The organism is Actinacidiphila sp. bgisy167 (assembly GCF_057707665.1).
The window spans coordinates 79,779-91,761 of record NZ_JBYIQP010000020.1; the positions used below are offsets into that span (position 1 = coordinate 79,779).

The window sequence follows — 11,983 nt, forward strand, 5'->3', positions numbered from 1 at the left end:
CGGCACGGCGCAGGGGCTCCCTCCCGCCCGCGCGCCTCAGCCCGTCCCGCCCTGAACGGGACGGGTGATCACCGAGAAGTACGCGCCGTGCAGGTCGTCGAGAACGGCGATCCGCCCGACGCGCTCGAGGTCGAACGGCGGCACGGAGACGCTGCCCCCGAGCTCGGTGGCCCGCGCGGCGGCCGCGTCGGTGTCGTCGACGGAGAAGTAGTGCATCCAGTGCTGGGGTATCTCCGTCGGCCAGGCGTCGTCCATCAGCAGGATGCCGCCGAACTTCCGCTGTGCGCCCTCCACTTCGAGCTCCGTGTAGGAACTGTCCCCGGCGAAGGGCTGAGTCTCGCCCGTCCAGCCGAAGACGTCGCGGTAGAAGACGCGGGAGCCGTCCACGTCCCGGGTATTGAGCTCGACCCAGCACAGCGTGCCCGGTTCGTCGAGCAGGCCCGCGCCACGGAACCCGCCCGGCTGCCATGCGCCGAACTCCGCTCCGTGCGGGTCCGTGAACTGTGCGAAGCTGCCCTGGTCGAAGACGGCCATCGGTGGAACGCACACCGAGCCGCCCGCCGCCTCGACCGCCTTGGCCGTGTCGGTCACGTCGCTCGTGGCCATGTAGGCGATCCACCGCGGCCGGTCGCCCTCGGCCATCACCGGACCGACGGCCGCCACGGGCTCGCCCCGCAGGGTGAAGAAGGTGTAGCCGCCGGCCTCCGCGGGACCCGCCTGCGAGTCCCAGCCGAACAGGCCCCCGTAGAAAGCGCGGGAGGCTTCGATGTCAGGACTGCTCAGATCGGTCCAGCAGGGTGTGCCTGGAACGAACGACGTGGTCTTCATGACTGCCTCCCGTAGTGGCGCGCGAAGGCGTCCCCCTCTTCATGCTGAGTGTGGGGCACGCCACTGACAATCGGGGGAGAGGACGCCCGGCCTGTGGACGCGGGACCGCGGCGATCGCCGCGGACGCGGTGGGAGTGGGTGGATGGACGGTGGAGTGGGAGGACGGGCGGTTGGGCGGCGTGGGCAATCGGATGCGGCGAGCGCCCGCCGCGACCTCGCCCGCCCGCACGAATTACAGTGAGGCCATGGCCCGACCGCGTCGCATAGTGCTCATCAGGCACGGAGAGTCCCAGGGCAACGCCGATGACACGATCTACGAGCGGGTGCCCGACCACGCGTTGACCCTCACCCCCCGGGGCGAGGAGCAGGCCCGCGCGGCCGGCCGGGAACTGCGCGAGCTGCTCGGCGGGGAAAGGGTGCAGGCCTTCGTGTCGCCATATCGCCGGACGCATCAGACCTTCCACCTCCTCGGCCTGGACCCTAGCCGTACCCGCGCCAAGGAGGAGCCCCGGCTGCGCGAGCAGGACTGGGGGAACTACCAGGACGCCGACGACGTGCAGCGGCAGCGCAAGGCCAGGGACGCCTACGGTCACTTCTTCTACCGCTTCGCCCAGGGAGAGTCCGGGGCGGATGTCTACGACCGTGTCGGGTCCTTCCTGGAGACGCTCTACCGCGCCTTCGACAAGCCAGAGTTCCCGCCGAACGTCCTGTTGGTCACGCACGGTCTCACCATGCGGCTGTTCTGCATGCGGTGGTTCCACTGGACCGTCGACGAGTTCGAGTGCCTGTCGAATCCCGACAACGGAGAGACCCGGATGCTGCTGGCCGAGCCCGACGGCCGGTACCGGCTGGACCGGCCCTTCGCCCGCTGGCGGTCCACCGAGTCGGACCTGGCGCGATATCACGGGTGAGATTGCGCACAGGATGATTGACCCGGGTGGCACCGGATGCCAGAGTTCTCCCGCCATGACCGCTGACCTCCATGACCTCCCACGCCGCCGCGCGCTGTCCAGCCTGCGCGGTCTCGCCCTGGGCGACGCCTTGGGCTCCCAGTTCTTCGTACCGGCGCACTATCCGGCTCTGCAGAGCCGTACGCTGCCCCCGGGAGCCTGGCAGTGGACGGACGACACCGAGATGGCCTGCTCGGTCGTCGCGGTCCTGGGGTCACACGGCGCGATCGATCAGGACGCCCTGGCCGCATCCTTCGCGGCGCACCACGACTTCGACCGCGGCTACGGCCCCGGGGTGAACCGGATGCTGCGGTTGATCCGGCAGGAAGGCGCCGACTGGCGAACCCTCGCGGCCGAGATGTTCAACGGGCAGGGCTCCTGGGGCAATGGCGCCGCCATGCGCGTGGCGCCGTTGGGCGCCTGGTACGCGGGCGAGCCGGAGAAGGCAGCCGAGCAGGCCGAACTGTCCGCCTACGCCACCCACCAGCACCGCGAGGCCGTCGTCGGAGCGATGGCCGTCGCGGCAGCGGCCGCGCTCGCCGCGGACCCGGCGGGCCCCGGCGCCCCCCAGGACCTCATCACCCGCGTCGTGGCGCTGCTGCCGCGCAGCGCGGTCCACGCCGGGCTGAGGCGCGCTGTCGACATGCTCGACTACGACGACGTCGCCACGGTCGCGGCCGTACTCGGCAACGGCCGGCGCACCAGCGCCCACGACACCGTCCCCTTCGCCCTGTGGTCCGCTGCCCGGGGGCTCGGGGACTACGAGGGCGCGTTCTGGACCACGGCCCGGGCGGGCGGTGACGTGGACACCACCTGCGCCATCGTCGGCGGGATCGTCGCCGCCGGGGCCGGCGGCGAGCCCCCGCGCGAGTGGCAGGAGCGCTGCGAGGCCCTGCCGGAGTGGCTGCCCGCCGACTGACCGGGCTCCGGTCGTACCGCGGCCCCCTCTTTCACATTGTCACGGCCCTGTCACAGACTGGGCCGCCGGGCCCTCGCCGCGTTCGTTCGGTCGGCCGGCGCGCCTAGCCTGTCGGCCACGCTGTCCGGCCGATCTTCGCCGGACGAGCAGTCGAGCACCGGTCCCGCGCGCCGCCCCGGCCGCCGCGCGACCGGCGGGGAGGGGTTCCATGTCCGACACGCCGTCCGACGCCGCACCGGCGGCACAGGCCCGATCACAGACGTCCCAGCAGGCCCGACCGGAGGCGTCCGCGCAGACGCCACCGCAGGCGCCGGCGCGCACGCACGGCCCACCCGTCGGCCCGGGTACGCCCTACCCGCGCCCCTGGACGCCCCCACCTCCGCCTCCGCCCCCGGCGTGGGTGACCGCGAGCCGGGCCCGCACCCCGCGCGTGGTGCGCCCAGCCGTGCTCTGGGCCGCCCTGCTCACCGGTGTGCTGACCGCGATCCTTCTGCGCGGCGGCCTGGGGATCAACCTGCTGCTGATCACGATCCCCGCCGCCGCGGCGGCCGCGATCGCCGCCCTCGACCACGGGCGGCGGCTTCGCCCATGGTCGGTGGTCTGGGCGGTGGCCGGCCTGACGCTGCTGCTGATCCCGGCCCTGCGGGACGCCTGGTGGCCGTCGTTCCTGGCCGTCGCCGCCGCCGCATTCCTGGGTTCCCTGGCCCTGCACGGCGGCCGCAACTGGCCGAGTGTCCTGCTCGGCGGCGTGGGGCTGTGGTTCGCCCCGGTGCCCGCGATCGGCTGGGCGCTGCGCGGGATGCGCGAGCGCGCCGGGCGCAGCCGGAGCCGGCTGCTGCCGATGTTGAAGACCGCCGGCGTGACCGCTGCGCTGCTTGTCGTCTTCGGCGCCCTCTTCGCGGGGGCCGACGCGGCGTTCGCCGACCTGCTGGCCGGCGCCATGCCCGATGTGACCGTCACCGACGCGCCGCTGCGCGTCCTGCTCCTCGTGGTCGGCACGCTGTTCGCGCTGAGCGCCGCGTGGACCGCGGCGGCGCCGCGCCGCTGGGACCGGATCGAGGTGAAGCCGGGACGTTCCCGCCGGCGCGCCGAGTGGGCGCTTCCGCTGGTCGTGCTCGCCGCGCTGTTCGCCGCTTTCAACGCCGTCCAGCTTGCGGTGCTCTTCGGCGGCTACGAGAAAGTGCTCGCCACGACGGGTCTGACCTATGCGGAGTACGCGCGGCAGGGATTCTGGCAGCTGCTCGTCGTCACCCTGCTCACCGTGGTGGTGATCGGACTCGCGTCGCGCTGGGCCCCACGGGACACCGACCGCGACCGTGTGCTCGTGCGGTCCGTCCTCGGCACGATCTGCGTGCTGGCCCTGATCGTGGTCGCCTCCGCGCTGCGCCGCATGGACCTGTACGTCGACGCGTACGGACTGACCCGGCTGCGGATCTCCGTGGCGGGGATGGAGCTCTGGCTCGGACTGCTGATCGTCCTCATCATGGCGGCCGGCGTGCTCGGCGCGCGGTGGCTGCCGCGAGCCGTGGCGGTGAGCGCCGCGGCGTCCGTCCTCGTCTTCGGGCTGGTGTCGCCCGACGCGCTCATCGCCGACCAGCAGGTGAGCCGCTTCGCGAGCACCGGCAAGATCGACCTGGCGTATCTGCGCAACCTCTCCGCGGACGCCGTCCCGGAGCTGGACCGGCTGCCGGAGCCGCAGCGCTCCTGCGCCCTGGAGAAGATCGTGAAGCACCTCCGCGGGGACACCACCGAGGCCTGGTACACCACGAGCCTCGGCGAGGTCCGGGCGCGGTCCCTGCTGGACGGACGTCCGCCGCGCGACATCAGGCCGTGTGACGCGGCAGGGCTGGAAGGCTACTACGACGAGTGGCGCGACCCGTCACTGCCGTGACATGCAGGCGCGTGCCGCCGCCCGGACCCCTCGAACGGGCGGCGGCTCGGCCGCCCGGTGGCCTATGCGGCGGCATTGCGCCGTGCGTCAAGCCCGCCGTCATGGCGATAGCGGGGCGGCGCGAGCACGTCCCGGAGGACTTCGGTCGCATTGCCGCGGCTCGAAAGGGTTCGACAGACCTGTCGACGTCACCGGCGCGAAGACCCGGGCGAGCGGCCCGCCGGCCGCACCGCGTCGAGCCACCGCAGGCGCGGCGACCCCTCGTGCGGGGCGGCGCCATCCTCGCCGACGAGGTGCCCGCGCCGCCGCCGCACCTCGTGACGCGGTCGCGCAGGACGCGTCGGCCCGGTGCGGGCGCGGCTCACGCCGCGTCGCGGACGCGCATGTCAGACCTGCCCCGAGGGGGCTCAACGCGGGGGCGTAGGCTAAGCCTTGCCATGGTCCATGAACCTCCCACCCACGCCGTCGAGCGCTCGCTGCGCGCGACCACCGGCGCCAAGGTCATCGCGGGCGTCGACGAGGTCGGACGGGGCGCCTGGGCCGGGCCGGTCACGGTGTGCGCGGCCGTCACGGGTCTGCGACGGCCCCCGGACGGACTCACCGACTCCAAGCTGCTCACCGTCAAGCGCCGTTCCGAGCTTGCCGGGGTGCTCACCGGATGGGTGAACTCCTTCGCGCTCGGTCACGCGTCCCCGCAGGAGATCGACGAGCTCGGGATGACCGCAGCGCTGCGGCTCGCCGCGACGCGCGCCCTGGACGCCCTGCCCGTGCGGCCGGACGCGGTGATACTCGACGGGAAGCACGACTACCTCGGGGGACCCTGGCACGTGCGGACGGTTGTCAAGGGCGACCGCTCGTGCGTGGCCGTGGCGGCCGCGTCCGTGATCGCCAAGGTCCGGCGGGACACGATGATGGCCGAACTGGGCCTGGACTATGCTCCGTTCGGTTTCGAGGCCAATGCCGGGTACCCTTCGCCGGTGCACCGGGCGGCGCTGGAGGAGCTGGGGCCGACCCCCCTCCACCGGCTGTCCTGGGCATATCTCGATACCCTGCCGCGTTGGCAGCACTTGAAGAAAGTCCGGGAGACCGTCGTGGCGGGGGATACGGGTGAGCAACTCGGGTTCGACTTCTGAGCCGAGTTGTGACCTACCCGCCGCTGCGTTGTTCCGGCGCATTTGATAGACATCAGCACATGCCTCTCACCCCCGAGGAGCCTCAGATTCACGAGAGTGTCCCGGGTCCCCGCGTAGCCCCGGCCGCCGGCCGGCCCGCGCCGACCCCCCGCCCCGTACCGGGCTCCGGCCCGCGTCCTGTGCCTCCGCGTCCCGCGCCGCCGCGTGGCGCTCCGGCGGCGAACGCCCGTCCCGGCCGCCCCGGTCCGGCCCGCGGGTCCGTCGTACCGCCGCAAGCACGCTCGCCGAGGGAGTCCGAGGCCGCCGCCTCCGTCCCCGCCGGGCCGTCGGCGCAGATCCAGCTCATCCCCGCTTCGGTGGACGGCGCCCTCGACGCCGCCGACGAGGCCGTTGACCTGCTGTTGGACAGTGGGCGCGCTCCGGGTGAGGTCCTGGTGCTCACCACCGGCGAGCAGCACCCCTGGGCGGCCCACGAGCTGAGCTTCGGCGAGGCGTCCTACTGGGCCCAGCACGACGCCGGCGACGACGTCTTCTACGCCGCCCACAACGCCGACCGCGTCACGGGCCGGCCTGTCGTGGTCGTGGCCGTCAACGGCGGTTCCGACGAGACGGTGGCGGGTGTGCTGCCCTCCGCCATGGCGCGGGCAGGGAAGCTGCTGGTCGTCTGCGGCGACCCGCAGCGGATCAACGCGCTGCTCGGCGTCAGCGCCTGATCACCGCGCCGCCGCGCGGCGCAGGGGCGGCGTCCCGCTGGGACGCAGGCTCGCTGCGCCGCGGCTCGTGGCAGCCGCCCAGGAGGCGGCGTTGGGGGTGCGTCCGGCACGGTTCTCGCCCTGCACCCGCCAGCCGTCGTCGGTCACGGTGATGTACGACCCGGGGCGCAGCCCGTACAACGAGCAGGCGTCACGCAGTCCCCACATCCAGGCGCCGTCCACCTCCGTCCAGCCCGCTCCGCCGTCCCGGCACACGAGCAGGACCGCGGTGCGCACCGGCCTGCGCCGCTTGAGGTCGTCCGCGGTGATCCGGCGCAGATGGGCGAGGATGGCGTTGCGCCGTTCCCAGCCGTCGGTGACGAGGGGGCGCTGCGCGAAGGACGCGCTGGCCGTCAGCCGTTCGTCGGGGGAGTAGACCGCGACCACGGCGGTGCCCGGGGCCGGGAGATGGCGCGAGTGGAGGTCGGTGACCACCTCGCGAGGATTGATCAGCAGCGGGATGCCCGCCGCGGTCCAATCGGCAGGCTCGATGGTGCGATGGCGTCCGGCAGGGCGGGAGGCATTCACGGAAGCGGTTTCCGGAGCGAAGCCGATGGCCACGGTCCTCCCTTCGGGTATGCGTCCGCGACCGGGCGTGCGTGGGCATGCCGGTCGTGGGGCTCCAAGAGCCGATGCGGGGATCCAGGCTCAATTGTTCCTGTCGCACACGCGGGCGGCAACGGTCATTTCACCGACCTGTCTGTTATCTGGCCCTCCGCCGCTTAGATTCCACCCCCGTCTCACATCGTGAGTACCGCTCAGCCCTGCACAGCCAGGACCAGCGGAAACACCGCGGTGGCACCGGCATGACGCAACAGCCGTGCCGCGACGGCCACGGTCCACCCTGTTTCGGTGAGGTCGTCGACCAGCAGTACCGGTCCCGCGGCAGCGGCGAGGGTGCCGGAGAGTGCGGACGGAAGGGCGAACGCCCCGTGCAGCGTCCGCAGCCGCTGGGCGCTGTTGCTGCGCGGCGCCCGGGAGGGTTCCAGTTCGCCGCTGTGCGCGACTTCTCCGAGCAGCGGTATGCGCCCGATCTCGGCGATGCGCGCGCCGAGCGACGCGATGAGCTGCGGCCGGGTGTGCGAGGCGATGGTGACGACGCCGACGGGCCGCTGCGGGGCGTCGGGTTCACCGCTCGCCCAGCCGCCCGGACCCTTGGCCCAGTCGGCCAGCACCTGCACCACGGCCTGCGCCACGTCGTCGGGAACAGGCCCGTCCGCCGCGTTCTGTGCGAACAGCGGGCGGAGCCGGTTGCCCCAGCCGATGTCGGAGAGCCGTCCCAAGGCCCGTCCTGTGGCGGCCTGTTCGCCCGGCGGGATCTTCCCCTTCAGCTCGATGCCGATCGCGGGCAGGCCGGTCGGCCACATTCTGCGGGGCTCGATCTCGACCCCCGGGCGCCCGAGGGCGGACCGCGCGGCCTCCAGGGCCTCGCGGGACACCTCCGCGGTGAAGCGGGCCCCGGCGCAGTTGTCGCAGCGGCCGCAGGGCGCGGCCTCCTCGTCGTCGAGTTGCCGGCGCAGGTACTCCATGCGGCACGACGAGGTCGTGGCGTACTCGCGCATCGCCTGTTGCTCGGCCTTGCGCTGCCGGTCGACCCACGCGTACCGCTCGGTGTCGTAGGTCCACGGCCTGCCCGTCGCCGTCCAGCCTCCGCGCACCCTGCGCACGGCGCCGTCCACGTCGAGGACCTTGAGCATGGTCTCCAGCCGGTTGCGGCGCAGGTCCACCCGGGTCTCGAGCGCGGGGACGGACATCGGGCCCTCGGCGGCGGCCAGGGTCTCCAGTGTGCGCCGCACCTGCTCCTCCCGGGGGAAGGCCAGCGAGGCGAAGTAGCGCCAGATGGCCTCGTCCTCGGGCCCGGGGAGCAGCAGCACCTCCGCATGGTCGACACCGCGTCCGGCACGGCCGACCTGCTGGTAGTAGGCGATGGGGGAGGAGGGAGAGCCCAGGTGCACCACGAAACCCAGGTCCGGCTTGTCGAACCCCATGCCCAGCGCCGAGGTGGCGACCAGCGCCTTGACGTCGTTGCCGAGCAGTGCGGCCTCGGCGGCCCGGCGGTCGGCGTCCTCCGTGCGCCCGGAGTAGGCGGCGACCCGGTGACCGCGCTGCCGGAGGAAGGCGGTGACCTCCTCCGCGGCCGCCACCGTCAGGGTGTAGACGATGCCCGAGCCAGGGAGGTCGCCGATGTGGTCGGCGAGCCGGTGCGCGGCGTCGGGCATGCGCAGCACCCCGAGCGACAGGCTCTCCCGCTCCAGCGGACCGCGCAGCACCAGGGCGCCCTCGTGGTCGCCGGTCCCCAACTGCTCGGCGACGTCGGCCGTCACACGGGCGTTGGCGGTGGCGGTCGTCGCCAGCACCGGAACGCCTGGGGTGAGGTCGGCGAGCATCGTCCGCAGCCGCCGGTAGTCGGGCCGGAAGTCGTGGCCCCAGTCGGAGATGCAGTGGGCCTCGTCGACCACGAGCAGCCCCGTGGCCGAGGCCAGCTTGGGCAGCACCTGGTCCCGGAAGTCCGGGTTGTTGAGCCGCTCCGGGCTGCAGAACTGGGAAGGCATTCAAATTCCAGGCGCAGCTGGAGCCCTGACCTGCACAAACGTATCGATCGAGGGTGGTCGTGACCGAGCACTCGACCCTGGCCATCCTCGATCAGTGCGTGGCCGTTAGACCTTAGGTGAGATGTCCGGCACGCTGAGTGAAGTGGCTGATTGTCCTTGCCATCGGGTTGCATGGGGGCATGGACAACCTGGAGCTCCGCACTGAAGCCGACGCCATCCTCGCTGAGCTCGTCGGTGACCCCGGGGGTTCGGCGCGGCTGCGGGAAGACCAGTGGCAGGCGGTGGCGGCTCTGGTGGAGGAGCGCCGGCGCGCACTGGTGGTGCAGCGCACCGGCTGGGGCAAGTCGGCGGTGTACTTCGTTGCTACCGCTCTGCTGCGCCGGCGTGGCTCCGGTCCCACGGTGATCGTCTCGCCGCTGCTGGCATTGATGCGTAACCAGGTCGAGGCGGCGGCGCGGGCCGGTATCCGGGCACGCACGATCAACTCGGCCAACCCGGAGGAGTGGGACGCCATCCACGAGGAGGTCGAGCGAGGCGAGACCGACGTTCTTCTCGTAAGTCCGGAACGCCTTAATTCTGTGGATTTTCGCGAGCAGATGCTGCCCAAGCTTGCGGCCACGACCGGTCTGCTGGTGGTCGATGAGGCGCACTGTATCTCCGACTGGGGCCACGACTTCCGGCCTGACTACCGACGGCTGCGGGCGATGCTTGCTGAGCTTGCCCCCGGCGTGCCGGTGCTGGCCACGACGGCGACGGCCAACGCGCGGGTCACTGCGGATGTTGCCGAGCAGTTGGGTACGGGCGCCGGTGAGGCCCTGGTGCTGCGGGGCCCGCTTGAGCGCGAGAGCCTGCGGCTGGGTGTGGTCCAGCTGCCGGACGCCGCACACCGCATGGCCTGGCTTGCCGAACATCTGGACGAGCTGCCGGGTTCGGGGATCATCTACACGCTGACGGTGGCCGCGGCCGAGGAGGCCACCGCCTTCCTGCGGCAGCGCGGCTTCCGGGTCGCCTCCTACACGGGGCGCACGGAGAACGCCGACCGGCTGCAGGCCGAGGCTGACCTGCTGGAGAACCGGGTCAAGGCGCTGGTCGCGACCTCGGCGCTAGGGATGGGCTTTGACAAGCCGGACCTGGGATTCGTGGTGCACCTCGGCTCGCCGTCCTCGCCGATCGCCTACTACCAGCAGGTGGGGCGTGCGGGTCGCGGTGTGGAGCACGCCGATGTGCTGCTGCTGCCGGGCAAGGAGGACGAGGCCATCTGGCGCTACTTCGCCGATACCGCCTTCCCGCCCGAGGAGCAGGTCCGCCAGACCCTCTCGGCCCTTGCCGGCGCGGGACGGCCGCTGTCCGTGCCAGCTTTGGAAGCCATGGTGGACCTCCGGCGCACCCGTCTGGAGGCCATGCTCAAGGTGCTCGACGTGGACGGGGCGGTCAAACGGGTCAAGGGCGGCTGGATCTCCACCGGTGAGCCGTGGGTCTACGACTCCGAGCGGTACGCCTGGGTGGCGCGGCAGCGGGCCGCCGAGCAGCAGGCCATGCGCGATTATGCGAGCACGTCCCAGTGCCGCATGGAATTCCTGCGCCGACAGCTGGACGACGAGGGGGCGACCGCCTGCGGCCGCTGCGACAACTGCGCGGGAGCCTGGGCCGACTCTTCCGTCTCGGCGGAGATGCTGACGGGGGCGGCGAAGGAACTGGACCGCCCAGGGGTGGAGGTTGAGCCCCGCCGGATGTGGCCGACAGGGATGCCCGCACTGGGCATCGACCTCAAGGGACGTATCCCCGCCGGCGAGCAGTGCTCCACCGGACGCGCCCTGGGGCGGCTCTCGGACATCGGCTGGGGCAACCGACTGCGCCCGCTGCTGGCCGAGAACGCCCCCGATGGTCCGGTCCCCGACGATGTCCTGCGGGCCGCGGTGGCGGTCCTCGCCGACTGGGCTCGCTCCCCGGGCGGCTGGGCATCCAACGTCCCGGACGCCTCTGCCCGGCCGGTGGGAGTCGTCGCCGTGCCGTCCCTGGCCCGCCCGCAACTGGTCGGCTCCCTCGCCCAGGGAATCGCGACCATCGGCCGCCTGCCCTATCTGGGCACGCTGACGTACACCGGGCCGAACGGCGCGCACGCGGCACGTCGCAGCAACTCCGCTCAACGGCTTCGGGCACTGGCCGCTGCCTTCGCCCTCCCCGAGGACCTGGCCGGCGCCCTGGCCGGTGGGCCCGTCCTGCTCGTGGACGACTACACCGACTCCGGCTGGACCCTCGCGGTTGCCGCTCGCCTGCTGAGGCAGACGGGGGCCGGACAGGTACTGCCGCTGGTGCTTGCTTCGGCGGGCTGACTACGTCCTGCTTGCCGGCCCGAAACCGGCGGACTTCGTGTCGGAGTTCGCCCTGCCGATGCCGTCCGGGGCATCTGCCACGTGCTCGGCGTCCCCTTCCAGCACCACGACTTCTCACCACGCCATCAGGTCGGTGACCGAGAGCGATGTCCCGGCCGACATCGCGAGCAAGTCCGAGCGCGAGCTGTACCACTTCCTGGCCAAGCTGATTAATCACAAGCTCGCCCACCCTGATGACGGCCTGCTGTCCCAGCTCGCCACCGAACGGCTGTCCACCGGCCAGCTGAACCGGCACGAACTGGTGATGCTGGTCCTGTTCCTGCTGATCTCGGGGCACGAGACCACGGCCAGCATGATCGCGCTGGGCACGCTGGCCCTGCTGCTCCATCCCGAGCAGATCGCCGTGCTGCGGGACGCCGACGAAGCCGGGGTCGCCGGGGCCGTCGACGAGCTGCTGCGGTACCTGACCACCGTCCAGCCTGGCCGCCGCCGCGTGGCCGTGGAGGACATCGAGATCGCCGGACAGCTGATCCGCGCCGGCGAGGGGCTGATCCTCCCGGAGGAGATCGGCAACCGTGACGACAGCGTGTTCCCCGGCGCCGAGGCGCTGGACTTGCGCCGTGAC

Annotated in this window: 9 protein-coding genes and 1 pseudogene; 7 read left to right on the plus strand and 3 right to left on the minus strand. The window is 72.3% G+C overall.

Features of this window, described 5'->3' with window-relative positions:
- Positions 1 to 36: 36 nt before the first annotated feature.
- Positions 37 to 828 (minus strand): VOC family protein, encoded by a 792-nt coding sequence (locus AC3ET4_RS10930; protein ID WP_431948490.1) that lies wholly within the window; start codon positions 826 to 828, stop codon positions 37 to 39.
- A gap of 245 nt (positions 829 to 1,073) precedes the next feature.
- On the opposite strand from AC3ET4_RS10930, the gene AC3ET4_RS10935 reads away from it, so the two are divergent.
- The 5 genes from AC3ET4_RS10935 to AC3ET4_RS10955 all read left to right on the plus strand — a co-directional run bounded on the left by AC3ET4_RS10935 (position 1,074) and on the right by AC3ET4_RS10955 (position 6,434).
- Positions 1,074 to 1,739: a phosphoglycerate mutase family protein gene (locus tag AC3ET4_RS10935; RefSeq protein ID WP_431948491.1), complete on the plus strand. Its 666-nt coding sequence runs from the start codon at positions 1,074 to 1,076 to the stop codon at positions 1,737 to 1,739.
- A 55-nt stretch (positions 1,740 to 1,794) separates the two neighbouring features.
- A complete protein-coding gene (locus AC3ET4_RS10940) occupies positions 1,795 to 2,697 on the plus strand; it encodes an ADP-ribosylglycohydrolase family protein (RefSeq protein ID WP_431948492.1) in 903 nt (300 codons plus the stop codon).
- A 400-nt stretch (positions 2,698 to 3,097) separates the two neighbouring features.
- The gene (locus AC3ET4_RS10945) at positions 3,098 to 4,588 is read left to right on the plus strand and encodes a DUF4153 domain-containing protein (protein ID WP_431948493.1); all 1,491 of its coding nucleotides are present in this window, start codon (positions 3,098 to 3,100) and stop codon (positions 4,586 to 4,588) included.
- Positions 4,589 to 5,025: 437 nt separating this feature from the next.
- A complete protein-coding gene (rnhB, locus tag AC3ET4_RS10950) occupies positions 5,026 to 5,721 on the plus strand; it encodes a ribonuclease HII (RefSeq protein WP_431948494.1) in 696 nt (231 codons plus the stop codon).
- A gap of 59 nt (positions 5,722 to 5,780) precedes the next feature.
- A complete protein-coding gene (locus AC3ET4_RS10955; protein ID WP_431948495.1) occupies positions 5,781 to 6,434 on the plus strand; it encodes a hypothetical protein in 654 nt (217 codons plus the stop codon).
- Here the strand turns inward: AC3ET4_RS10955 and AC3ET4_RS10960 are convergent, their stop codons facing one another.
- Complete coding sequence (locus tag AC3ET4_RS10960) at positions 6,435 to 7,034, minus strand: hypothetical protein (protein WP_431948496.1); 600 nt, start codon at positions 7,032 to 7,034, stop codon at positions 6,435 to 6,437. It lies immediately after the preceding gene.
- Between the two features lie 197 nt (positions 7,035 to 7,231).
- Positions 7,232 to 9,007: pseudogene (locus AC3ET4_RS10965) on the minus strand (helicase-related protein); the annotation flags it as partial.
- A gap of 197 nt (positions 9,008 to 9,204) precedes the next feature.
- Here AC3ET4_RS10965 and AC3ET4_RS10970 point away from each other — a divergent pair.
- Positions 9,205 to 11,358 carry a RecQ family ATP-dependent DNA helicase gene (locus AC3ET4_RS10970; protein ID WP_431948497.1) on the plus strand — a complete coding sequence of 718 codons (2,154 nt, stop codon included), beginning with the start codon at positions 9,205 to 9,207 and terminating at the stop codon, positions 11,356 to 11,358.
- A gap of 133 nt (positions 11,359 to 11,491) precedes the next feature.
- The coding region (locus AC3ET4_RS10975; RefSeq protein WP_488175932.1) for a cytochrome P450 family protein at positions 11,492 to 11,983 on the plus strand (492 nt) is incomplete at its 3' end.